The 26366-nt window shown below is 29.8% G+C and carries 20 protein-coding genes; 5 read left to right on the forward strand and 15 right to left on the reverse strand.

Annotated elements, in window-relative coordinates:
• Nucleotides 1–82: 82 nt before the first annotated feature.
• The 9 genes from LQ611_RS14105 to galU (LQ611_RS03280) all read right to left on the reverse strand — a co-directional run bounded on the left by LQ611_RS14105 (nucleotide 83) and on the right by galU (LQ611_RS03280) (nucleotide 14621).
• Nucleotides 83–211, reverse strand: coding sequence for a hypothetical protein (locus tag LQ611_RS14105; protein ID WP_262492420.1), 129 nt, complete (start codon nucleotides 209–211; stop codon nucleotides 83–85).
• 579 nt (nucleotides 212–790) lie between these two features.
• Nucleotides 791–2482: a CDP-glycerol glycerophosphotransferase family protein gene (locus tag LQ611_RS03245; RefSeq protein WP_204180986.1), complete on the reverse strand. Its 1692-nt coding sequence runs from the start codon at nucleotides 2480–2482 to the stop codon at nucleotides 791–793.
• 39 nt (nucleotides 2483–2521) lie between these two features.
• Nucleotides 2522–3547 carry an alcohol dehydrogenase catalytic domain-containing protein gene (locus LQ611_RS03250; protein WP_204180985.1) on the reverse strand — a complete coding sequence of 342 codons (1026 nt, stop codon included), beginning with the start codon at nucleotides 3545–3547 and terminating at the stop codon, nucleotides 2522–2524.
• Complete coding sequence (locus LQ611_RS03255) at nucleotides 3540–4256, reverse strand: D-ribitol-5-phosphate cytidylyltransferase (RefSeq protein WP_204180984.1); 717 nt, start codon at nucleotides 4254–4256, stop codon at nucleotides 3540–3542. Before LQ611_RS03255 ends, LQ611_RS03250 begins: the two co-directional genes overlap by 8 nt.
• Before the next feature lie 39 nt (nucleotides 4257–4295).
• On the reverse strand, nucleotides 4296–8345 hold the full coding sequence (locus LQ611_RS03260; protein ID WP_204180983.1) for a CDP-glycerol glycerophosphotransferase family protein: 4050 nt from the start codon (nucleotides 8343–8345) through the stop codon (nucleotides 4296–4298).
• Nucleotides 8346–8360: 15 nt separating this feature from the next.
• Complete coding sequence (locus LQ611_RS03265; RefSeq protein WP_204180982.1) at nucleotides 8361–11429, reverse strand: CDP-glycerol glycerophosphotransferase family protein; 3069 nt, start codon at nucleotides 11427–11429, stop codon at nucleotides 8361–8363.
• Nucleotides 11430–11517: 88 nt separating this feature from the next.
• Nucleotides 11518–11856 (reverse strand): hypothetical protein, encoded by a 339-nt coding sequence (locus LQ611_RS03270; protein ID WP_204180981.1) that lies wholly within the window; start codon nucleotides 11854–11856, stop codon nucleotides 11518–11520.
• Between the two features lie 234 nt (nucleotides 11857–12090).
• A complete protein-coding gene (locus LQ611_RS03275; protein ID WP_204180980.1) occupies nucleotides 12091–13737 on the reverse strand; it encodes a phospho-sugar mutase in 1647 nt (548 codons plus the stop codon).
• Nucleotides 13738–13754: 17 nt separating this feature from the next.
• Nucleotides 13755–14621, reverse strand: coding sequence for a UTP--glucose-1-phosphate uridylyltransferase GalU (gene galU, locus LQ611_RS03280; protein WP_204180979.1), 867 nt, complete (start codon nucleotides 14619–14621; stop codon nucleotides 13755–13757).
• A 682-nt stretch (nucleotides 14622–15303) separates the two neighbouring features.
• Here galU (LQ611_RS03280) and LQ611_RS03285 point away from each other — a divergent pair.
• On the forward strand, nucleotides 15304–16284 hold the full coding sequence (locus tag LQ611_RS03285; RefSeq protein WP_204180978.1) for a capsular polysaccharide synthesis protein: 981 nt from the start codon (nucleotides 15304–15306) through the stop codon (nucleotides 16282–16284).
• 131 nt (nucleotides 16285–16415) lie between these two features.
• Here the strand turns inward: LQ611_RS03285 and LQ611_RS03290 are convergent, their stop codons facing one another.
• From LQ611_RS03290 to LQ611_RS03300, 3 genes are all read right to left on the reverse strand, one after another.
• The gene (locus LQ611_RS03290) at nucleotides 16416–18062 is read right to left on the reverse strand and encodes a phospho-sugar mutase (RefSeq protein WP_204180977.1); all 1647 of its coding nucleotides are present in this window, start codon (nucleotides 18060–18062) and stop codon (nucleotides 16416–16418) included.
• 16 nt (nucleotides 18063–18078) lie between these two features.
• Entirely contained in the window at nucleotides 18079–18951 is an 873-nt protein-coding gene (gene galU / locus LQ611_RS03295) for a UTP--glucose-1-phosphate uridylyltransferase GalU (RefSeq protein WP_239709336.1), read from the reverse strand.
• 156 nt (nucleotides 18952–19107) lie between these two features.
• Entirely contained in the window at nucleotides 19108–19980 is an 873-nt protein-coding gene (locus tag LQ611_RS03300) for a MurR/RpiR family transcriptional regulator (RefSeq protein ID WP_239709338.1), read from the reverse strand.
• A gap of 157 nt (nucleotides 19981–20137) precedes the next feature.
• Here LQ611_RS03300 and LQ611_RS03305 point away from each other — a divergent pair, with 157 nt between their 5' ends.
• Nucleotides 20138–21544 carry a 6-phospho-beta-glucosidase gene (locus LQ611_RS03305; RefSeq protein WP_204186308.1) on the forward strand — a complete coding sequence of 469 codons (1407 nt, stop codon included), beginning with the start codon at nucleotides 20138–20140 and terminating at the stop codon, nucleotides 21542–21544.
• Nucleotides 21545–21767: 223 nt separating this feature from the next.
• Here LQ611_RS03305 and panC read toward each other — a convergent pair whose 3' ends face one another.
• Both panC and panB read right to left on the reverse strand, forming a co-directional pair.
• On the reverse strand, nucleotides 21768–22610 hold the full coding sequence (gene panC / locus LQ611_RS03310) for a pantoate--beta-alanine ligase (protein WP_107565433.1): 843 nt from the start codon (nucleotides 22608–22610) through the stop codon (nucleotides 21768–21770).
• On the reverse strand, nucleotides 22610–23416 hold the full coding sequence (gene panB / locus LQ611_RS03315; protein ID WP_065380910.1) for a 3-methyl-2-oxobutanoate hydroxymethyltransferase: 807 nt from the start codon (nucleotides 23414–23416) through the stop codon (nucleotides 22610–22612). The genes panC and panB overlap by 1 nt, the downstream gene beginning before the upstream one ends.
• Before the next feature lie 61 nt (nucleotides 23417–23477).
• Between panB and LQ611_RS03320 the strand changes: the two genes are divergently transcribed.
• Nucleotides 23478–24326 (forward strand): oxidoreductase, encoded by an 849-nt coding sequence (locus LQ611_RS03320; RefSeq protein ID WP_239709339.1) that lies wholly within the window; start codon nucleotides 23478–23480, stop codon nucleotides 24324–24326.
• Nucleotides 24327–24388: 62 nt separating this feature from the next.
• Here the strand turns inward: LQ611_RS03320 and LQ611_RS03325 are convergent, their stop codons facing one another.
• Nucleotides 24389–24934 (reverse strand): GNAT family N-acetyltransferase, encoded by a 546-nt coding sequence (locus tag LQ611_RS03325; protein ID WP_025905749.1) that lies wholly within the window; start codon nucleotides 24932–24934, stop codon nucleotides 24389–24391.
• 212 nt (nucleotides 24935–25146) lie between these two features.
• Between LQ611_RS03325 and LQ611_RS03330 the strand changes: the two genes are divergently transcribed.
• Both LQ611_RS03330 and LQ611_RS03335 read left to right on the forward strand, forming a co-directional pair.
• Nucleotides 25147–25587 carry an aggregation-promoting factor C-terminal-like domain-containing protein gene (locus LQ611_RS03330; protein WP_025905747.1) on the forward strand — a complete coding sequence of 147 codons (441 nt, stop codon included), beginning with the start codon at nucleotides 25147–25149 and terminating at the stop codon, nucleotides 25585–25587.
• Between the two features lie 136 nt (nucleotides 25588–25723).
• On the forward strand, nucleotides 25724–26353 hold the full coding sequence (locus tag LQ611_RS03335; RefSeq protein ID WP_025906346.1) for an NAD(P)-dependent oxidoreductase: 630 nt from the start codon (nucleotides 25724–25726) through the stop codon (nucleotides 26351–26353).
• The last annotated feature ends 13 nt before the right edge of the window (nucleotides 26354–26366 follow it).

Genomic DNA, 26366 nt, shown 5'->3' on the forward strand with positions numbered 1-26366 from the left:
ACATAAACTATTAAGGTTGCTTAATATTAGTATTTTATTATAATAGAAAATATAATTAGTATATTTTATAAGTAAAGATCTACTACTCTAATTCAGCTTCTTTTACTTCTCCATCTCTAATTTCTACGTAATCTTGCATAATATTTTGAATATAAATCAAAATTGATATTGATACTAATGACATACTCATTACTTTTATAAATTTGCTCATTATTAATCCTCTTCCCCGATTATTTATATCTCGAAAACTTCTTTTATTTCCCTCTATATATGAAAGTTATCTATATTTCTATGTAATCTCATACAAATTCAACATAATATTTAAACAAAAGAATTACATAAGATAATTATACCATGTAACTATTAAATACATATATATAATTTCAATTAAGTAAATGTTTTTAATGGTTAAATATTATTTCAAGTTTTACAAATTGCACTATTTTAACTTTAGCAAAATTTATTAGAAGTTGTTGTAAATTTATAGATTAATAACTATAGATTAATTTCAAATAATTAATACTTATAAATTACATTATCTCCTTAGGTTTGTAATATTTTGACTTTTAAACATAAAAATGGTTTTATTCGCATACATAAATCATGTAATATCTAAAACAGAATTATTTTACGCTTAAAAATTTATAAGACGGAATAAAAAAAGAGATTAATCAACACAAAGTTGCTTAATCTCTTAAATTCAACAGTCCAATTTGGTGGCGTCCCATTATTATTGAAGTTTTTAAATTAACTTAAAAAATGTATTAGAAGAAGATGAAATTCTTTTTATTTATGTTTTAAAAATATGTTTTACAATTCGTTCGCTTGAATTACCGTCTAGATAGGTAAAACGTTTTTTTAAAAACCTATCTATTTTTTCTTGGTCAAAATCATTTCTATATAATGAGTCTATTAGTTCCTCAAATGTATTAACAATTTTGCCTGGTACAAATTCATTATACGGTTCATAAAAACCCCTATTAGACGAATACTCTTCTAAATCAAATGCATAGAATAACATTGGTTTTTTTAAAATAGCAAATTCATATATTAATGAAGAATAGTCGCTAATTAAGATGTCTGCTACTAATAGAAAATCATTTATCTCTCTATACTTTGAAATATCTATAAAATACTCATTATAATTTTCAGGTATTTCAATCCCTTTTCTTACGAACGGGTGCATTTTAAGTAATATAATTGAATTTGTTTCAGAACAATACCTCGCCAATTTTTCAAAGTCAAGCATCTCATAAGGATAGAAGGCTGTATAATGACCACTTCCACGAAATGTAGGTGCATATAATATTATATTTTTATTTTTTAATATAGGATAACTTTTTTGTACTTTTTGAACTGCAATTTTTTTATATTGATCATCAAAAAACATATCCGTTCTTGGTATTCCTAGAGGATATATTTTTGACTCTAATATACCAAATGCTTCAGCATAATTGGCCACATCTTTTTCCGACGAAACATATACTTTGGTGTAATTTCTATGGTTAACTGAATTAAAAAACGGTCCATCTTTCATACCTGTTCTACTATATCCAACTGTTTTAAAAGAACCTACTGCATGCCAAAGTTGTATTATTTCTTGGTTTTTTCTAAAATTCAGATGATATAGAAGTGGATGATAATCATCTAAAAATATATAGTCAGCTTTTCCCAATAGATATGGAAATAAAAATTTATCAACCTTGCTTCTTCTAAGAGACACATTAGACTTATAAATTTCATGAAATTTATATTTTTTGTTAAGACCTTGTTTCATCATTTCCTCATAAATATATTTGATATTTCCAGATCTATTTCCTCTAGAGTCAGAAGTAAATAAAACAGTATCACTATTTTTTTTATTTATAGTTTTAGATATAATAAATATACTATTAAAAATTACTTTTCTCATCTCATAAGAAATATTTTTATAAGGTTTTTTTAAAGATTTTAATTTTTCATTTATCATTTTTAATATTTGATTGGGATTTGAAAATTCAACTTTCAAAAGTAATTTATTTGATTTACCTGAAATTATAGGAACTACTTTATATACTATGTCTTTTGTCTGACTTTTTTTAGTAAATACATGAGTAAAGTTCCTCAACAAAAAATTAATTTTATCATTATCGTTTTTTATTAATTCATATTTTTTTCTGTTTTCATCATTCATATCATAAGTTAAAGGATCAAATAATTTTCCAGATAGATTAGCAATATATTCAATGTCCTGTTTAAAAATAATGTTAAATTGGCCACTTGGTAAATAACTTCCATCATTACTAATCGCTATATTAAATCTTAATCTAAAAGACCCTTTTTCAAAAACTTTAAATTCATTAGGTTTAAAAATTTTATTAGTATAAACATCCTTTAAAAAAAACTCACCATCATTGATATCTAAACCGTGAGTATGCCCTTCAATATAGAGTTGAATGCGTTCCCAATATATATTATCTATTTTTATATTATATTTGTTCAATTTATTCAACTCCAACAAGTTCATTTAGTTAATATTAATTTATAAGTCCCATTTAATTATTGTCTTACCCCATGATTTAGATAAGTCATATTCAAATGCATCGATAGCATCATTGATATTTTTAACTTCAAATTCTCTACTTTTAAGTAATGCTAATTTCTCAATTACATCAGGATTCTGTTTGTAAAAAAGCGCAACTTCTTGGAAATCTTTAGCACTACTTCTACTACTTCCTATCATTGTTATACCTTTTTCAAGTACTAGCCTAGTATTAATTTCAATCGGATATTCACTTACACCAAGTAAAGATATACTGCCTTCCGGAGAAATTAAATCTATTATTTGATTTATTGCTGACTGACTTCCTTTACCACCCACGCACTCAAAACCATGATCAATTTTAATGTCTTTTGGCAAATGATTAATATAAAATATATCATCTACAAATGAAAAATGACTTAATTTAAAGTCAGTTTTACCAAACACATATATTTTTGCATTTGGATATAACTTTCGTAATAAAATTGCAGTAATATAACCTAAGTTACCATCACCCCATATCCCAAAACTACTTCTATTTGAAATAGATTTTTTTTCAAACCTTTGTATTGAATGCCAACTGACTGTAACTAATTCAGAATACGATAAAATACTCAAATCTATTCCATCTGGAATTTCTACTATTCTATCATAATCCATAAATACATAATCTTGCATGAAACCATCATAACCACTAGATCTAAATTTACTACTAGGCAAATAGTTTTCTCCAATAACCTTATCTGTCTCCACTGGTGAATTTGGTACTAAAATAACCTTAGTACCTTTTTTATATCTGCCATTAAAATCATATACAACCTCTCCTACTGCTTCATGAATCAAGGACATAGGAAGCTTTTTTTCTAACACGTCTTCATTTCTATTCCCAGTATAATATCTTTGATCTGCTGCACAAATAGATAAATAAAGTGGTCTGATAACCACTTTATTATCTGTTATAGATTCATTGTTGTAAGTAATCTCAAATTGGCGTGGAGCTACAAGTTGATATACTTGATTAATCATTTATGATTCCACCTTTTATGATTGAGTTTGCAACTTTCAAATCATAGGGAGTAGTAATTTTAATATTATAAAGTTCGCCTGAAACAATTTTAACATTTTGATTTGAAACTATTAAAATTTTACAAGCATCAGTAAGTATTTCCTTATCTTGATCTGTAAGTCTATTATAATTTTCAAGTAATAAATTTATATTAAAAGATTGTGGAGTTTGACCTTGATACATAGTATTTCTAACAGGTATATCTTTTATGTGTTCTCCATCTTCAGAACTAATAATTGTATCTGTAGCAGGAATTACTGTATCGACAGCACCATATTCTAAAACATAATCAATATTCTCTTTTATTATTCTTCTTGTGAGAAACGGACGAACTGCATCATGAGTAATAATTACATCTTCATCTGTTAAAGTATTGTGCTCATTTATCGAACTTATAATATTCATAATTGTTTCATTTCGATCTTTCCCGCCAGCAACTATTTCTATTCTATTATCTAAAATATTATGCTTGCTTAGTGTGTCTTTAGTATGAGTTACCCATTTTTGTGGAGTAGCTATATAGATTTTATCAAACTCTTTAGTAAGTATAAATTTTTCGAGTGTATGGACAATAATCGGTTTTCCATCCAATTCCAAAAATTGCTTTGGAAGTGGAACGTTTCCCATTCTAGAACCAATTCCTCCAGCCAATATACCTGCATATATCATATTTATATCTCCTATCCCGAATTTATTTATCTCTCTTAATTACTTTTTAAATCTGTGTCTTAATTTTGTTAAGCTTTTATACACTAATTCATTTCTTTTTATAGTATTTTTTATCGGCTCTAGATTACTTTTTGGAGTAACATACTTAAGGTTTGCTGAGATATATCCTTTGTTAATCTTTAACCTTGGCACACCATTTTCTAACCATTCTATTCCTTCAATTTTATATTGTGAATATTTAGATAGCTTATTTAATAATTTTGTTTTCTCATTAAAATGTATTGAGTTAAATACCGCTGTATCATCTTTTAATTCAACATAAGGGAATTTCATATTATAAATATAATTTTTATAACTATTATTCACTTCTATAAATTCAATATCATCAGCAGCTATATATCTGCTCTTAATTCTCAAATACACTATTTGATCCTCACCTGTGAAAATTTCATCAATAGTATACAATTGCGATATATCGTTTTCAATGTGTTTAATTGAAGTTAGTGATGGCTTCTCATACCAACTAAAAGGCTTTTTAAAAATAACGTTTTTACTATTAAATGCTTCATGTTTGATATTTGATTTTGTATTGTCGATACTTATCGAAATACTTTTATTAGATAATAATATATATCCTTTATTTGTTAGCAAAACATGATAATTATTAGAGTTTATTGCATAGTCTAAAACATCTAGTTTCTCATTTTCACTAGTTACATATATTTCATCTTTTAAATCTGATAATCTAAATAAAGTTTGTACTCCTTTAGAATATACAAATTTAATATCACTTATTACACCAATAAATTCTGTACTTGCAGTTATAAACCCATCTTCTATTCTAATTCTAGGGACTCCTGAATGTGTCCATTCGTATCCTATCGCTTTAACAATTTCACCTTTTCCAATTCTCTTTGTAGACTTAGAATTTGCAGACCAATTAACATTTTCAAAAACAGGTTGGTCTTTCTTATTGATTATATATTTTGGAAATTCATCAATTTGAATATATTTATTTAAATCATTAATAATAAAATACTTGTTTAAACCTTTATAATCACTTCTATAATGTGCATTAATTCTCTTTCTAATACTATCGCTAGATCTTGCAACTGACATTTCAAGATTTCTAGTTAGCAATCGAATATTATTAATCCCTATTGTTTTAAGATCATGTTCAGTAATTTGTGGGGCAAACTCTCTTGTTTTACCATACATACCGATATTATCTTTAAACTTAGAAAATACAGTTGCAATATAATAATCCGTTGGATTTGCAAACTGATATGAATATGATAAATCAGCTAGATTTCTTTCATAGTCTTCTGTAAACTCAGGAACTAATTCCGCATACATTTTAGCAAACCTTTTAATTCCTTCACTAATACTTTCATGGAATTCATTATTTTGTGGAATAATTAATGGTTTTACAGTACCCTTGTCATCATTTTCATAACCTGGAATACTTAAATAAGGTGTTTGAGCAAATATCGGTTCAAAATAACTATAATTAGATGGTTTTACAGTAAATCGATGACGTATCGAATTATCAAAATTAGGTGTAAAGTTTCTTATATAATAAAACGGGTTTAGTACTTTTCTACCCGCAGCATTGTCTAATAGTCTAGTTAAAGTGTCTTGAGTATAACCTCTTCCCCAAAACTCAACAAATGCAAATTTTTGAGAAAAATCAATATTCTCTTTCAAATATTTTGTAACTAATTTTCGTTTTTCTGTCGCTAATTTTAGAACTTCATTATGATAATCATGTGATTCACTTAATATTCTTCTAATTTCTATTAAATCACTTTCTCCAATTGTTTTTTCTTGATATTTGTTAAGGCTAGGTATTAGATCTAGTAATTTTTCTTTAGAAATTTGGCTACTTGAAACTAAATCATCAAAATTTGTTATATTTGAAAACATTCCAAATGGTGTAAATGATTCATCATCAATTTTATCTATAAATGAAGCCACTCTCCATGCCTTTCTTGATCCATAAATGTACTTAGTTTTTATCGGGAGATTTAATTCTTTTATGAGTACATCAGCAATTTCCTTCAAGAAATGACCATCTCTTGAAATAAAGTACAATATTTCATACCCTTGCTTTATTGCATGTTTTATTGCCCAATGTACATAAGGAACAAATGCAGAACCAATGTATGCAAAACTATAAAACAACTTATCATCAAACGTCATACTTTTAGCATTTAAGCATTCCCATCTAAATCTTTGGATTTTAGTAGCTATTTTATAACTATCCCATTTATATTCGTGAGTAGATTCATTTATCAAATATCTTTCGAACGGAATATAAGTATCCATATCATGAACAATCGTTTTTATGCCATATCTCCTAGGTACGTTACCATCTGCATGATTATTATCACCATGATGCACCCACTTCGTGAAGTTATATGAATCTACATTAAAAAATAGATATTCGTATAATTTACCTGTTGATTTTTGATAGCCTATTTCACTAGAAACATAAAGTTTTATACTATTAAATCTTTTATCAACTTTCATGAGCATTTCTTTAATTATATTTTCTGGCAAATACATATCACTTAATAATATTATTTCATGTCCATTAGCTTTTAATGAAAATAATTCTTCAATTTTATCATGTAATGGTTCTACATTTTTTATTTCTTCATCTACTTCACTTTTATATAGAAAATCAACCTGTTCATTTGATAATTCGAAATTTTCTTGTAATCTTTTTAAAAGTTCATACAGTGATATTTCTAACTTATCTGTCTCTCTTTCAAATACAGTTTTTCTAAATACATCCCTTAAATCCATTTCAACTTGATGCCTTATTTTAGGATATTCTTCTACAAAAAACTTTGGAAAAGAGATTTCACTTCTCCTTAAATTCTGCTGTACTTTATAAAATATACTTCTAGGCTCGAGAGTTTTTCTTCTAAATAAAGTATCAAATATATCAAAAGTATGTAACTCAGGGAGCTTTGCTTTTTTGGGAGTAAACGAATCAGCTTCATTAATTATGTTATCAATACTGAAATTTTTGCGATGCTCAAAAAATTTATTTAATAAATTTTCAATGTTATTAACCGGCTTGATGTCACCTTCAATTACAGTTAAGAGGTCATTATATGAGTTTACAATTTCGCCATCTGTATTTTCAAAATAATCAGCAATTAATTCTGAATCATTAATATACTCATCATAATCAGGTATATAACGGATATATTTGTCAACACCAGCTTCCAATAAATCGTAAAAAATAGATGAATAGTCAACTATACCTATATCAATTTTGTTGAATATTTCATATATATCAAATTCATCATTCCATAAAATTATATTTGAATATTCTTGTTGATTTGTTATTACGTATTGGTACTCAGGATCTTTTGTCATAAATGGATGGACTTTAATAATCATGCATGAATTTGTATTAGCTAAACTTCTATTAAGTTTTGCTAAATCAGGGATTAATGAGCTAAACACTCCATTTATCTGTCTGTATCTATAAGTTGGTGCAAATAAGTATACTTTATTATAATTATCTAATTTAGAAAGCTGAGTATAATTTTCAATTTGAGTTAAATCAGAATCCTTATAGACTATATTCCTAGGATATGGACCTTTAATAAAATGCTGACTGTCAATTAAAGTATCATTTTTAAAATGCTGATCCATAAATGGGGATGTAGATAAAAATAACGTGTTCTTTTTATACAAATCAGTATTCTTTATATATTTTTTTACAATATCTTGACTAAGAGCTGATTCCATCCCCAAGCCAAGTTCAATATGTTTAATACCTACACCATGCCACATATTTAAAATTGTTATATTTTCATTCATACTACTTGGATATGTTTGTCTAAAATTTTCATTAACATAAACATCAGCATTCTTGAATAAGTAATTTGAAATATCAGAATTCAAATATGTTGAATTGAATCCTAATGATTTTACTTTTTGAGCATCTTCTTTGTTATCTGCTATCCACCATAGTTCATGGGTTTTTTTATAATGTTTGTTCATATACATAAACAAGGCTTTTGGATTACCCTGCCATTTATACGTACCAAATAACCATAATTTCATTAACTACCTCAACCTTTATTTTTTTATTTTTCTATATACTTTTTTAATAACTTTATTTTTCTTTATTAATTTATTGTAAATATTATATGCTGCTTGAACACCTTTTGGTGATCGCTTAATAGACATAATCTTATTTTTTGTTTTTAATGGTACCTTTTTTCCAATTAGTTTTTTGGAAGCCATTTTATAAGTAATTGGGGGTGCATATTCTACTTCTGGTTCAAATAGAATTACAGAGTCTTTAAGGGGTGCAAAATATTTAATAATAAGTTCATCATCTGGTTTATTTCTAAAATAATCTACTCCAAAATCATAAAAGTTTCTCTCAATTTCATCTTGGTCAATAAAATTTAATTCGTAAAATTTCTCTATGAATTTAGGTAACCAGTTGTCCATAGACTCATATAATTTCCTATCATTTGGTTTATATTCGATATTAGGAATTATAGTTTCACCCTTATATTTATAATTACTAATAGTTTTATATGGGATATTAGCAAATATTGATTCTATAAATATCAAAGAAGTCATTTTTGAAGTGTAATTATATCTAATTATATTACCAGTCGACTGATATATACTTCTAGCATAAAAGAAAATTGTACTAACATTATCTTTAGTAATATTAGATAACAGTCGATGTAAACAATCTTGTGTATAACCTCTACCCCAGTATTCTATAAATGCAAATTTTTCATTAAAATCAATTTCTTGAATCAGATATTTGTTAACTATTTTTCTATCATTCGCAGCTTTTGATAATAAATATTCGTTGTATTTTTGATTTCGCTTTGCTGTTAATCTAATAAGTTCTTTTGTTTTATAATCAAATTTTTCATTATGTTTTAAAAACATCAGATCTGGAAAAATATCGGCAAACTCATTCTCTGTAAGGTACAATGCTTCTAACATACTTTTGTAGTTTGTTAAACCAGCAAAATTTCCAAAAGGTGAATAAAATTCTTCATCTATTTTATTAATAAATGACGGTATTCTCCATGCCTTTCTAGAACCGTATATATATTTAGTTTTAATATCATAATTTTGATGACTAATTATTTCATCTGCTATTTTTTTAAGTAATTCACCATCTCTAGATATGAAATATAAAGTTTCTATTTTTTTATTTATGGCTTTTTTTATACACCAATGAACATAAGGTACAAAATAACTACTTATATAACTAAAAACGTAATAATCTCGGTCAGATGCAACTTCATTTCTAAATCTTGCAAGTAATGTAGCAAGTAAATAAGTATCATAATTTTTATTACGATTTATAAGTTGGTTTTCATATTTATTATAAGACAACAGCTTTTGTTCATTCGTTTTTATATTTAATTTTTGAGGTACATTTACATCTGCATGTCTATTATCTCCATAATGTATCCAATCTTTGTAATCATATTCCAAGTCTTCAAAAATATCTAAGTATAGCAAGCTAGTAGACTTTTGGTTGCCAATTTCACTAGATAAGTAAAGCGATAAATCTTCAAGGATAGGACTAACTCTAGTTAACATTTTCTTAATAACATGCTTTGGTAGGTACATGTCACTTATTAAAATAACTTTTTCACCGCTATTAACTAGTTTAATTAATTCATCTAACCCTTCTTTTCTCGCCTCAACATTTGACAGTTCTGCTTGAATCTCTAATTCCATTAATAAATTAGTATCTTTATTACTCAAACTATATATATCTTGTATTCTCTTAAAAATGTCTTCAAAATATATTTCTAATCTATTATCTTCCCTTATAAACTGAGATTTTTTATAATAATCTCTAACATACTTCTCAGCTTGTATACGAACTCTAGGATAGTTTTGAATGACATAGAAGGGTACTTGAGTATCTTCTCTTAATAATTTATCTTTGACATAGTAAAAAATACCTTCTGGTTTTAATGTTTTTCTTTGAAGAATTGTGTCAAAAACATCAAAACTATATAAAGTATTTAAACCTTTATCTTTTATTTTGAAATCCAGAGTCTTACTTATAATTTCTTCAAAACTACCTTTGTCATAACCCCAGAACTTTTCTTTTAGATGTTTTAAATTATCATAATCTTCTTCATAACACCTTATATTATCCAAAGCATCTAGTAATTCATTGAAATCATTTGATATAATACCTGATGTGTTTTCATCGTAATTTTCAATAAGATTACGATTGGAAATGTATTTTTCATAATCATAAATATATCTAATGAATTTTGTAACACCCGAAGCTAATAAATCGTAATAAATAGAAGAATAATCAACTATACCAATGTCAATATCTTCAAATAATTCATATATATCTTTTTCTTCATCCCAAAAAATAATATTTGGATTGCACTGATATTTATTTTTAATATTTAAATACTGTACATCCTCTTTAACAAGATAATGCATTTTAATTATCAAGAGTATATTATTTTTTTGTAACTTCTCTAATAATAATGAGAAGTCAGGAATCGCCTCTCCAAAAAAACCTTCCATAGAATAATCACGGAAAGTTGGAGCATATAATGCAATTTTCGTATCCTCGTTTTTTCTTTTTTCTATAAGAATACTTCTATTTTCACTATTAAACCTTTTTTTATCATACATTACTGATGGATATCCACTTTTAATTATTTGATCACTATCTAATTTAATCATCTTTGAAAAGTGATTTTTCATAAATTCAGAAGTGACTAAAAACAATTGATTATTACGAAATACATCATTGTATTTTATATATTTTTTATAAGTTCTATATTTTATACCTGGTGATTCAACAAATCGCTCAATAGGTTTTAATCCTACTCCATGCCATAAATTTAATATAATCACTTCGTCTTTAAATTTATTAGGAATATGCTCTTTAACTTGATGTACAACAAAAACACCAGCAATCTTTTTTATCTTTTCTGCTTTTTTTGAAGAATATAACTCTGCATTATACCCCAATTGTTTAATATTATTAACAACCCGTTCATTGTCACACATCCAATAAGCTTCTATATCTTCCCTATATTTATTAATATATATAAATAACCATTTTGGGTTTCCAATAAATTCATTTGTTGCGTTAAAAATCCAAACCTTTTTATTTCTCATATATTTGTTCTCCACGTTTTTAATGTATATCATTCAATCAATTTATTATAACTAACAATAGTACTTATTTCTACCAAATTTAGTATTTTTAATTGTTTTTTAACCAAACTGATTCTTCATATGCATATACTGATTCTTGATAATTATTACTCCTTGGTAATATCCCGTTTTTGACTGCTTCGTTATAGGCATTCATCTTCGTTTGCTCGTCCTGCTTACTGTATATAATCTTAGCTAAATCTTCTTGTGTCTTTATTTCAAACTCTTTTTTTTGATTCTTTTGAGTTTTCTCTTTTTTTTTAGCTGCTTGTTCTATTTTTTCCTGTTTTGTATCTTTACTACCTTTCGTATCATCAGTTGTCATCATTAGAATTGCAGACAGTACAGTTAGACAAAAAATAGTTGTTACAAGAAATATATTTTTCAATGATCTATCTCTCCCCTATGTGAACATTATCATTATTAAACTACAAATTATTACATTTGTAAATTTGATTTTTACATTTTTAATTTTAATTTTACATTTCACCATAATTAAATCTATTACACTAAACAATTTAACTATATTACTAGTATATATATTAATGTTCTACTTTTACTAAATTTAATAGTGCAAAAAGCAACCTTTTACTTATTTGAAAGGTTGCTTTTCATTATATATCTATTTCATATTAAACCTTTCTTCAAATCTCTCAATTACATCCTCTAAAATCTCAACATCTAATGAGAAGTACAGTTTCATTTTAGGTTCTGTGCCTGATGGTCTGACTGCTATGAATCCTTCTTCGAATATGAACTTAATGAGATCTGTTTGTGGTAATTGAATGGTTTGGATCTTACCTGTTTTTACATTAAGTGATTCTTTCGTAATATAATTTTCTATAAACAATGGTGTTAAATTCTCTATATCGATTGTTTCTAACTGTTTAAAGTCATTCATAATTTGTTTAATCTTCTCTCGTCCTTCTGCACCGTCAAATGTTGGTGAGAGGGTCTTATCTTTATAATGACCGAGTTCTTGATATATATTATCTAATACATCTTTGAACGTCTTGTTTTCTTGTGTCAGTTGTTCTTTATATTTAATCAATAGTGCTGCTGTTTGTATCGCATCTTTATCTCTTGAGAAGTCGTCAACTAAATAGCCATGGCTTTCTTCATATGCTAATACTAGTTGGGATGCGTTATCTTCTAAATTCTTTAATTGCTCTGATATATATTTGAAACCTGTTAACACGTTAATGACACCAATATCTAATGATTTGGCTAGTTTTTCACTTAATGCACCTGTTACAACAGATTTGATGATGTATTTGTTTTTAGTATCTACTAATTGATTATTTCTCATTTTCAAAAGTAATAAACCTATTTCATTACCATTAAAATATCTTGTTGCACCATCTTTATAACGTTCAACAATACCGATTCTATCTGCATCTGGGTCTGTTGCGATTAATAAATCTGCATGTTCTTTATCTGCTAATTGTTTGCCTAAATTAAAAGTATCTTCTTCTTCAGGATTCGCGATACGAACTGTTGGAAAGTCACCGTTTGGAGTTGATTGTGCTTCTTCTATGAGGTAGTTAGTATATGATAAATCATCCAGTACATCTGATAATATTGGAAGACTTGTTCCGTGCAAGCTAGTGAGTATTGTCTTTGTCTGATTTGTTTCAAATAATCCTACTAGGTTCTTCACTGCTTCTTTATAGGCTTTCGTTACCTTCTCATTAAATGGCAAGATCATTTTATGTTCTTTTAACGATTCAAAGTCATCGGATTGTATGTTTAATGGATCATTTACTGAATCTATATAACGACTTAATTCTAATGATGGTTCAGTTAACAATTGCCCACCTTCTGGACCGTACACTTTAATACCATTATAATTTTTAGGATTATGACTTGCAGTAATCATAATACCTGCTGTTGTTTTTAAGTATCTTACTGCGAATGACAGTTCTGGTGTCGATTTATATGTTTCTGGCAAGATAACTTCGATACCATTTGTACCTAAAACTCTAGCTATTTCAAGCGCAAATTCTTTAGATAAGTGTCTCGTGTCAAAATGTATGACTACTTTAGATTTTTCTGTTATTTTGTTTAAGTATTTAGCTAACCCTAATGAAAACTTTTGAATTGTAAATTTATTTAACCGACCTGGTCCGATACCAAATGTGCTTCTTATCCCAGCTGTTCCAAAAGATAATAGGTCTGTAAATCCATCCTTAATTTCTTGTTCTGTTTGAACATTGTAGAATGGTTCTACTAAACTTTCAGAAATTCTTTTTTCCCATTGTTCTTTCAAAGTTCTAACCCCTTTGCCTAAATATCTAATGATTGTATATATTGTTTAATTTCTTCACGCATTTCTTTATCTTTTAATGCATATTCTATTGTTGTCTTCACAAACCCGATTTTTTCACCAACATCATAGCGTTGCCCTTCAAAGTCATATGCATAAACTTTGTCATCTTTATTTAAACGTTCTATAGCGTCTGTCAACTGAATTTCTCCTCCACTACCTTCATTTTGATTTTTAAGGTAATCAAAAATTCTTGGTGACAACACATATCTTCCCATAATAGCAAGGTTAGATGGCGCAGTACCTTGTTCTGGTTTCTCAACAAATCGATTTACTTCGTATAAGTGTTCGTCTTGTGATTTAGGTTCAATAATACCGTAACGATGTGTTTCTGTTTCTGGCACTGTTTGCACGCCAATTACAGATTTACCTGTCGCTTCATATTGTTCCATTAATTGTTTAATAGCTGGATTATCTGATTCAACAATATCATCACCTAAAAGTACAGCAAATGGTTCATTTCCGATGAATTGTTTCGCTGTGTAAATCGCATGCCCTAATCCCTTTTGTTCTTTCTGTCTCACATAAAAGATATTTGCTAAATCTGTAGAGTATTGTACTTTTTTTAATAATCCTGATTTACCTTTTTCAGACAAGGTTGTTTCTAATTCCTTTTGAATATCAAAATGATCTTCTATCGCCCTTTTATGTTTCCCTGTCACAATAATTATGTCTTCAATACCAGCACGCGCTGCCTCTTCGACAATATATTGTATTGTTGGTTTATCTAATATTGGCAACATTTCTTTAGGCATTGCTTTAGTAGCAGGTAAAAATCGTGTACCTAAACCTGCTGCAGGTATAATTGCTTTTTTTATATTAGCCATAGTAATCTCCTTTTCTTAATCACACTTATATAATCTATTAGTATTTTTAGTAATTCAATTTTAATTATTAATCGAAAATTCCACTATATTATATATATACTTTGTGTCTATAATGCTGAATTAACACATATATTTGACTAAATATTTTACACATTTACTAAAAATTAGGGAAAATAAGTCATTTTACTTAATTATATTATATCATCAATACTAAAAATAAAAAGTATTTTATTTAAAATCACAAAATCTAAATACACATTAGTCAATTTATTACTTATTATTTATTTTTATAATTACAATCACATAAAATTTAATTTCACTTTACTCAAAATATAAAACTGCACTTATATTTTGTAAACCAATGATATTTTTATAGTCAATGTACAAATTAATTCATATTATAAAAAGCATTCTAACTAAATATAATAACTACATCTAGAGAATATTAATTCATTAAAACACACTTATTTAGAAAAAATTCAAAATTATCTTTATGAATAAGATTTTAAAAATTCAATCAACCCAAGAACAATTGCTACATTATTGCTTATATTTTTTTATCATTTTAAATAAAAATATACGATTTTAGATTGCGTTTCATATTATATAACACAATAAAACTGGTTTTTTATAATAACTTGTAATAAAATTAAGTATATTATTAAAAGAAAGGAAATAAATAATGATTAACACGGTTACTGCACAATGGATGTTAGAATTAGAATTAGCTTGGCGTGGTGGTGCAAGAGGAACTTCATCTGGCGTTACTGATCATATAATAAACGGTTTAAACGATTCGTATTTGGAACTAATTGATGTTCAAGACTTATTAAAAGTACATCATAATACAGCATTTATTAAATATAACACTTTAGTATTCTTATGTGATAATTTGCGTTATCTTAAAGAAACTATCAAAACTAGACCGGAATTAACTAATAAAAAAAATGTCTTTTTATATTGGAATACTGGATGGGATAACCCACCTATTATGATTCGGTCAGTAAAAAAACAAGTAGAAAAGATATTTTTTGATTGTAATATAGTTTTTCTCGATGACAATAACTATTTAAAACACTTAAATTCGGAAACAACTAAATTTCCAAAAAATCTTGATATTTTAAAATCAAATTCAGTTGCTCATTGGAGTGATTGGCTAAGATTAAGTATACTTCAAGAACACGGTGGATTATGGATTGATGCGACTGCTTTTCCTACTGAACAACTGAGAGAAACTATTAATATAATCAATAGTTCAGCAGCTAAAGTATGGACACAAAGAGCAATTGGCAATTATCAAATATCTAACTGGTTAATTTATAGTAAAGAAAAAAATAATTATTCAATATCTTTAATGTTAGCCGCAATAAATTTGTGGTTAGAAAATCATGAATCATTCATTGAATATTTTCATTTTCACACTTATTGGTATTTTCTTAGTCAAATAGATACGGAATTCAAGGAACAGTGGAAAAATGCTCCGAAAATGAATTCTGCACCTACTTTCGAATTATGGAAAAAATCCCAAGAAGTTATTAGTAATGAGGACTTTAATAATTTGTTTAATAATACCTACATCCATAAAATGAATGCTTCATATAAACACAATAATATACAACCTGACACAGTTGCAGATTATCTTGTAAAATTAAGTAATCAATAAATAAAATTTATCACTCCTTTAAATTAATTTAAAACTATTATGACAGACACTATTTCTTTTTATTCATTTTTAATCGCACACAAAAAAGCAACCTTTCGTTTTCTTGAAAGGTTGCTTTTTATTTTTTGTCCTTATATCAAATGAAATTTTCTTTCGAACTCATCAATTACATCATCTAAATTCTCAACGTCTAATGAGAAGTACAGTTTCATTTTAGGTTCTGTGCCTGATGGTCGGACTGCTATAAATCCTTCTTCAAATATGAACTTAATGAGATCTGTTTGTGGTAAGTGAATGGTTTGGGTCTTACCTGTTTTAACATTAAGTGATTCTTTCGTAATATAGTTTTCTATAAACAACGGTGTTAAGTTCTCTATATCGATTGTTTCTAACTGTTTAAAGTCATTCATAATTTGTTTAATTTTCTCTCGTCCTTCTGCACCGTCAAATGTTGGTGAGAGGGTCTTGTCTTTATAATGACCAAGTTCTTGATAAATATTATCTAATACGTCTTTGAATGTCTTGTTTTCTTGTGCCAGTTGTTCTTTATATTTAATCAATAATACTGCTGTTTGTATGGCGTCTTTATCTCTTGAGAAATCGTCTACTAAATAGCCATGGCTTTCTTCATATGCTAAGACTAGTTGCGATGCGTTATCTTCTAAATTCTTTAATTGCTCTGATATATATTTGAAACCTGTCAACACGTTAATGACGCCAATATCTATTGATTTAGCTAGTTTCTCACTTAGTGCACTTGTTACAACAGATTTAATGATGTATTTATGTTGGTCATCTGATAATTGTTGATATCTCAGTTTCATCAACAATAACCCTATTTCATTACCATTGAAATATCTTGTGGATCCGTCTTGATATCTTTCAACAATTCCTATTCTATCTGCATCTGGATCTGTCGCTAGTACAAGTTGTGCATCTTCTGTTGCTACGAGTTGTTTACCTAAGTCAAATGTATCTTCCGCTTCTGGATTCGCAATATTAACTGTTGGAAAGTCTCCATTCGGCTTTGATTGTGCTTCTTCAATTACATAGTTTGTATACGACAAATCTTCGAGTATATCTGACAATAGAGGCAAACTTGTTCCGTGTAAGCTTGTTAACACTGTTTTTGTTTGCGATGTTTCAAATGAACCGACAAGTTTCTTAACCGCTTCTTTATATGCTTTAGTTGTTTCTTCTTTAAATGGCAGAATCAATCCACGTTCCTGCAATGTTTCCAAGTCATCAGTTTGTATATTTAATGGGTCTTCCACCGTATCAATATAACGACTCAGTTCTAATGAAGGCTCTGTTAATAACTGTCCACCGTCTGGACCGTATACTTTAATACCATTATAGTTCTTAGGATTATGACTTGCTGTAATCATAATACCTGCTGTTGTTTTTAAGTATCTCACTGCGAATGACAGTTCTGGTGTCGATTTAAATGTTTTTGGCAAGATAACTTCAATACCATTTGTACCGAGTACTTTTGCGATTTCATTCGCAAATTCTTGAGATAAGTGTCGTGTATCAAAATGAATCACCACTTTAGGTTCATTCGTTATGTTTCTTAAATATTTAGCTAGTCCTAACGCAAACTTTTGAATCGTGAATTTATTTAATCGACCTGGCCCGATTCCGAATGTACTTCTTATACCTGCTGTTCCAAATGATAATACATCCGTAAATCCCGCTTCAATTTCTTCTTCTGTTTGAACATTATGAAACTGTTCAACTAAACTTTCAGATATTCTTTGTTCCCATTGTGCTCTCAAAGTTCTAGCTCCTTTACTAAATATCTAATGATTGCAGATAACGTATAATTTCGTCACGCATTTCTTCATCTTTCAAAGCATATTCTATTGTCGTCTTCACAAATCCTATTTTCTCTCCGACGTCATAACGTTGACCTTCAAAATCATACGCGTAAACTTTATCATCTTTATTTAAACGTTCGATGGCATCTGTTAATTGAATCTCTCCACCGCTTCCTTCTGTTTGTGTTTCTAAATAATCAAATATTTTTGGAGATAATACATATCTACCCATAATTGCTAGGTTTGATGGTGCAGTACCTTGTTCTGGTTTCTCAACAAATCGATTTACTTCGTATAAGCGTTCGTCTTGTGATTTAAGTTCAATAATACCGTAACGATGTGTTTCTGTTTCTGGCACTGTTTGCACGCCAATTACAGATTTACCTGTCGCTTCATATTGTTCCATTAATTGTTTAATAGCTGGATTATCTGATTCAACAATGTCATCACCTAAAAGCACGGCAAATGGTTCGTTTCCGATAAATTGTTTCGCTGTGTAGATCGCATGTCCTAATCCCTTTTGTTCTTTCTGTCTTACGTAGAAGATATTCGCTAATTCTGTTGAATATTGAACTCTATCGAGCAATTCTAGTTTGCCTTTTTCATATAATGTTGTTTCAAGTTCTTTTTGAATATCGAAATGATCTTCAATCGCACGTTTATGTTTTCCCGTCACAATAATAATATCTTCTATGCCAGCACGTGCTGCTTCTTCCACGATATATTGAATCGTCGGTTTATCTAATATTGGTAACATTTCTTTAGGCATTGCTTTAGTCGCAGGTAAGAATCTTGTTCCTAATCCTGCTGCAGGTATAATTGCTTTTTTTATTTTATTGTTATCCATTTTAAGTTCCCTCACTAACAAGCTTTTTAAACTATCTATATTAATCGTCACTTTTTATTACATCATTACACATTATAAATTACATTTTCATAATTCGCGAGTAATGACATAAATAATGACGCTTTTTAATCCCATATTATTCAATATTATCGTCAATCACTTATTCTCCTGTATCATCTTATTATGCGTCACGCGGTTATCGAAATTTTTAGCGATATTGATTTTATAATCTGTATGTTTGTCATAATCTGTTCCATACACGCAAGCATACAAGATATCCATTAAGAAACTGATAGAATCTCGTGTTGTGAAGTTGCTGATTTTGGAATATAACTTTTCCCTTGTTGAGATACGCAATGTACTGTCTGCGTATTTGGTTACTGTATTTTCACCAATACTTGTGAGTCCGATAATTGGAATATGCTTTTTCTTTAACATCGGTAATAATTTCATGATGCTTTGATTTTCACCACTATATGAAATAAAGATGGCACATGTATGTTTCGATGACTTTTCAATTTCAAAATGGGGTTCGAGTGCACAGAGTTTAACGGTCTTGCCAATTTGATTCATTCTCATTTCAAAGTCTTCGCATATCATCAAATTATGATACAGTCCAAATATTTTAATGGTTTCCGCTTCTTTTAAATACGTGACTGCTTTATCCAATTCTTGATGATCGATTAAATGCACAGTATCGTCTATCGTTGTTTGATTGAGTCTCGCTAATTTATGGCTAATGGACATGTTATTATCTGATGCATCAAATGGGAAGTTTGCATCTATTGATTCATAATGTCGGTTTAAGTATTCTACTGCTTCTAAATAATGATCTTTCAACTCTAACCAGCCGTCGAATCCTAACTTTTTAGCTATGCGGATACCAGTAGAAGGATGTGTATATGTTTCTTTAGAAATTTGATTTAACGTCTTAGACTTAATCTTCTCTCTTTCTTCAAACAAATATTGAATAATACTTTGTTCTGCTTGTGAAAATATATCTTCTTTCATTCTTTCTGTTAAAAGCATATTGATATCTCCTTTTGTAAAAAGTCATTACAAAAATCCCGTTTATTTTTAAGAAATTTGTAAATGCCATTTGATAATGCCCGATTTGCCTTTTTAATGATTACTTCTATTTTATACTTAACGTGTATAAGAAAGAAAATATTAGGAGGTCATTATAATGGAAAAAGGGATAAAAATTGTAACTATCGGTGGTGGCAGCAGTTATACGCCTGAATTGATGGAAGGTTTTATTAAGCGTTATGAATCTTTACCTTTAAGTGAAATTTGGTTGGTGGACATTCCTGAAGGCAAAGAAAAATTAGAAACTGTCGGCAAAATGGCACAAAGAATGTGGGATGCTTCTCCATATGATGTCACAGTAAATTTATCATTAGATAGACGTGAAGCTTTAAAAGATGCCGATTTCGTTACGACACAATTTAGAGTAGGTTTATTAGATGCTAGAATCAAAGATGAACGTATTCCTTTATCACATGGTTTCTTAGGTCAAGAAACGAATGGTCCGGGTGGTATTTTTAAAGCGTTAAGAACGATTCCTGTCTTATTAGATATTGTCGAAGATATGAAAGAACTTTGTCCAAATGCATGGTTAATTAATTTTACAAATCCAAGTGGTATGGTTACAGATGCTATCGTACGATACGGCAAATGGGAAAAAGTACTTGGTCTATGTAATGTACCTGTGAATAGTTTGATTAATGAGCCGGAAATGTTGAATGTTGGTGAAGGAGAACTTACGCATCACTTTGCAGGGTTAAACCATTTCCATTGGCATAGAGTTAAAGACGCAAATGGTCATGACGTGACTGATCAATTAAATAAACAATTAGTTGAAGATGCATCATCGTTACCTTCTAATATCTTTGATGTGCCATTTTTCGAAGAGCAATTACAACAAATGCAGCTCATTCCATGTGGTTACCATAGATATTACTACCGTGCAGAAGAAATGCTTGAACATGCACTTAAAGAATACAATGATCCAGAAATCGGTACGCGTGCTGAACAAGTTAGACAAACGGAAAAAGAATTATTTGAACTCTATAAAGATGAACATCTCGATCATAAACCAGAGCAATTAAGTCAACGTGGTGGTACACATTATTCAGATGTCGCATGTGAGTCAATTGCATCTATTGCTTCAAATAAAAATACACATGTCGTAGTATCTACTGTTAATAAAGGTGCAGTACCAGATTTAGCACCTGATGATGTGGTAGAAGTGTCAGCATATATCAACGCGACAGGTGCACAACCAATCTCATTCGGTTCGTTACATCCAGCAGAACGCGGATGGTTACAAGTAATGAAGAATATGGAATTATGTGTAGAAGAAGCAGCCGTTACAGGAGATTACGGATTACTATTACAAGCATTTATTATCAATCCATTAATTCAAAGTGGAGAATCTGCGAAACAAGTGATGAATGAATTACTTATTGCTCATAAAGCATACTTACCACAATTTGCAGAAACAATCGCTCACTTAGAAGCACAAGGTGTCACAATTAAAGATGACAAAGCAAGAGCATTGAGTGCAGAAGCATCATTGAAAGAAGTATAAGTAAGAAGATAGAAGTCTTGGATGAAGCGTGAGGCAGTAAAGTGTCTCACGGTTTTTTGTGTGTGAGTGTGAGTGAGTGTTGATGTGGTGCGCTAACGATCTTGTTTCTGTTTCTTGGACGTTAGAATTTCTAACGATCTTGTTTCTCACTCTTGATCGTTAGCGCCCCATCAAAATACAAAAAAGCCGATTGTGCCCCTGCACAATCGGCTTCATTACTTTCCTATATGATAATATTATCTATTAATCTTGCTTGGCTAAATTTAACGGCTAGTGAAATAAAGATTTGTCCTTCTATTGTATGTTGTTCTTCTAATTCTGGATAACTGTAAATTGCAACTTCTACTATATCTCCGCTCACGTTACTTTCTAAATATTGCGTGATGGCTTGTATTAAGACGTCGCTATTTCTCTCACCTTCGTCATATTTCTTCTTAGCTAATGCTAAACTTTTAGATAAGTGTACAGCTTCTTTTCTTTCTTCATCTGTTAAATAGATATTTCTTGAACTTTTTGCTAGCCCATCTGCTTCTCGCACAATATCTATTGGTACGATTTGAACTGAGTGATTAAAGTCTTCTACCATTTTTTCTATTATAGCGAGTTGTTGTGCGTCTTTTCTACCAAAGTAAGCGCGTGTTGGTTGAATAATATTAAACAACTTATTAACAACTGTTACAACACCATCAAAGTGACCTGGTCTTTTCTTACCTTCTAGCACTTGTGCTAAACGACCTACAGTAATCGTCATCTCTAGTTCTCCTGGATACATTTCTTCAACTGTTGGATGAAATACATAATCTACACCAATTTGTTTAAGCTTCTCTAAATCAGATTCAAATGGTCTTGGGTAATCATCAAAATCTTCATTAGGTCCGAATTGTAATGGATTCACAAAAATACTCACTGCAGTAATATCATTTTCTTCTATTGATTGTTTTATCATTTTTAAATGACCATCGTGCAATGCACCCATCGTTGGTACGAGCCCTATTGTTTTACCTTGAGATTTAAATTGAGATACGATTGAATTCATATCTTTAATACGTTCTACTACTTGCGTCACTACTCTGTCTCCCCCATCACTTTCTTCTTATATGTGTGTGCTTCTGAAGGGAATGCACCACTTTTAACTTCTTCATGATATGCTTTTAGTGCATCTACACCATTTGAAAAATCACCATATTGTTTCACAAATTTAGCAATATGTTCTGAACCGTAATTTAATAAATCATGATATACCAGTACTTGACCATCTGTACCTTTTCCTGCGCCTATACCGATAACTGGAATTGTCAGTTGTTCCGTAATCACTTCAGCTAAATCACTTGGAATCGCTTCTAATACGAGCATCACTGCCCCTGCCTGTTCAACTGCTTTCGCATCTTCTATCAATTGTTCAGCTTCTCTTTTTGAACTTGCTTGTAATTTATAACCTGTAATGCCGACACTTTGAGGTGTTAAGCCTAAATGAGATACGACTGGCACACCAATTTGAGTACAACCTTGGATCAATGTCGTATGCACACCTTCGATTTTCACAGCGTTTGCTTTAGTATCTTTATACAATTGAATCGCATTTTTCATATCCGTTGTATGGTCGATACCTACTGCTCCAAAAGGTACATCAACGATTACGTAACTTTCTGGTGCACCTCTTCTAACAGCTTTCGCATGATGTATCATATCTTCCATTGTCACTTCGACTGTACTATCGTAGCCCAACACAACCATTCCTAAAGAATCGCCTACTAAAATAGTGTCTATTCCTGCTGCTTCTGCTTGTTTAGCACTTGGATAATCGTATGCTGTAATCATGGATATTTTTTCTTTTTGTTCTTTCATGGACAACAATTGTTTAATGGTTTTCATCCCGTACCACCTTCTTATATTTGTTATTATGTATATATTAACATTGAAAGGAAAATAATAAATGAAAAAGTTTGGAATAATCGGTCCTGGCGCTGTGGGTACAGCCATTACATTTGCTTTAACGCAATCAAACCTTGATGTTACGCTGTTTGGAAGATCAAATGCTACAGTCTATTTCCAAGAATACAATCAAGATGTGCAACATTCATTTCCCGTTCAATCTTTAGAAGATGCACATGAAAAAGTAGATATCTTATTTATTGCTGTCAAAGCAACGCAACTCGACGCAATCATCCCGTATCTTCATCATATCCTACATGCTAATAGCGTTATTATTTTAGCTCAAAATGGCTATGGACAGTTAGAAAAAATTGATCACCCGCACAAATTTCATGCTGTCGTATATATAAGCGGACAAAAAGAAGACAACGTCGTCACGCACTTTAGAGATTGGACTTTAAGATTACCTATTCACGCGCAAACATTAGATATTAAAAGTTTAACCGAAGATAGTTTACTTAATATTGAATGTCTCGAAGATTATGATCAACACGTTTGGTATAAATTAATTGTCAATTTAGGGATTAATACGGTAACTGCTCTTACGAGACAACCAGCTCGTGTACTTAAACACAATCAAATACATTCACTTTGTTACAACTTATTAGTTGAAGGTAATCGTGTCGCTAAAGCTGAAGGTATTTATTTTGATGATGATTTTGAAGAGAGCATAATGAAAATTTATGAAGGATACCCTGATGATATGGGTACAAGTATGTATTACGACATGATAAGTGAAAGACCTTTAGAAACAGCATTTATACAAGGTTATATCTACAAAGTTAGCCAAAAACACAATTTAACAACACCTTATATAGATAGTACTTATGCAGTTTTAAGTACTTATTAATGCATCCATATTAATAGCCCCTATACCACGGGAATAATGGTATAGGGGCATTTTTTATACGTTTAACTCCTATTTAATATATCTTCCATCATCAACCAACCTTTTTGATCCGTGTTGTCTGGATCATATGGTTCGAAACCATAATTTAAATACATATTAATTGCTGGATAACTCGTTGTTTGTGTCGTTAAATATACTTCTTTATGACCAAGCTCAATTATTTTGTTAAGTGCTGCACTTAATAATGGCTTTGATAATTTCTTACCTTGATATTCTGGTTTAATGGCTACGAAATGTATTCTACCCAAATGTGAGTCCGTTAAAGGTAACTGACCGAACCATGCTGTCGTCGTCCCTATTACATCACCTGATGCATTCTCAATAAATAAACATCTATATTTCATTTCTTCTATATGAGAGCCAAATTCTTTATGAAACCTTTGCAATGCTTCGTCTATATTTGAAAATTCCTCTGCAGCAGTTTCAACTTCTGCCCAAAGACGTTCGTCCCCTTCTTCAAACATTCTAATCGAATAACCTTCTGGTAATTCATATTCAGGTATGTTGTCTAAATGATTTCTAATCATCTTAAGCTTAATTCTTTCCATAATAATACACCTCTATTTCTATAAAGTTACTGTAAACGTTTCAAATTACAACTTGTCATATGCCTATTATCTTTTTAATCTGACTGTCATAAAAGAAATTTTATTTTTATTCTCCTGTAACCTATGATATCAAAAATGATGTTAGAGTGTATGAAGTAATAAAGATACAAAATTTATAAATGCTTTAAATAGCACATGGAGGATATTTTTTTATGAAGAAATTATTATTTGCAACAACAGCTGCAGCAGGAATTATTGCTTCTGGATTTGGCGCTCAAGCAGATGCAAGTGAATATACAAACTACTCTAATCAAAATACAAACTATAACTATACAACTACACAAGTCGCTCAACCGACTCAAGTAACTCAAACTACAGAATCAACTGATTCATCTAATACAAGTGAAGTATATAAAGAGTTTATCGCTGCTGGCGGTACAAAAGCATTATGGGATAACATCGTAATGCCTGAATCTAGCGGTAACCCAAATGCCGTAAATGAACTTGGCTACAGAGGTCTTGGTCAAACTAAAGAATCTTGGGGTACAGGTAGTGTTACTGAACAAACTAAAGGCATGATCAATTATGCTAAAGAACGTTACGGTTCAATCGAAGCTGCAATTGCTTTCCGTCAAGCTAACAACTGGTGGTAAGATATAAATAAACAAACTTCTGCTATGTGGATTTCCACATAGCAGTTTTTTTATACACAAAATCTTTGACAAAACCAGATATACATATTATGCTCAACTTGTATCTAAATTAAATACAAGAAAGAGGTTATGTAAAATGAAAATAGGTATTATAGCAGCAAACGGTAAAGCAGGTAAATTAATTACAGAAGAAGCAATTAACAGAGGTTTAGATGTAACAGCCATCGTTCGTAACGAAAATAAAACAGTGGCAACACAATCTATTATTAAAGATATATTTGATTTAACAAGTGAAGACTTAACACAATTCGATGTTGTTGTAGATGCTTTCGGTGAAATTAGAGAAGGCAAACTTCATTTACACCAAGACTCTATTCAACATTTAAGTGATATTTTATCAAACACAAACACACGATTAATCATTATCGGAGGCGCTGGTAGTTTATACGTTGATGATCAATTAGAAAATCAACTATTCGATACACCTGATTTTCCAGAAGTATTTAAACCACTTGCAAAAGCTCAAGGTAAAGCACTTGTAGACCTTCGTAAAAGAGATGACGTACGCTGGACATTTATCAGTCCTGCAGCAGAATTCATAGCTGATGGAGAAAGAACTGGAGAATACATTTTAGCTGGGGAAGTCTTCACTTTAAACGATAAAGGTGAAAGTAAAATAAGCTATGCTGATTACGCCATTGCATTAGTAGATGAAGCAACTGAAGGTAACCATATCCAAGAAAGAATTTCTGTATTATCAAAATAATACACATTTACTA

It is taken from the genome of Mammaliicoccus sp. L-M44 (genome assembly GCF_022386355.1).
GTDB classification, from domain to species: domain Bacteria; phylum Bacillota; class Bacilli; order Staphylococcales; family Staphylococcaceae; genus Mammaliicoccus; species Mammaliicoccus sciuri_A.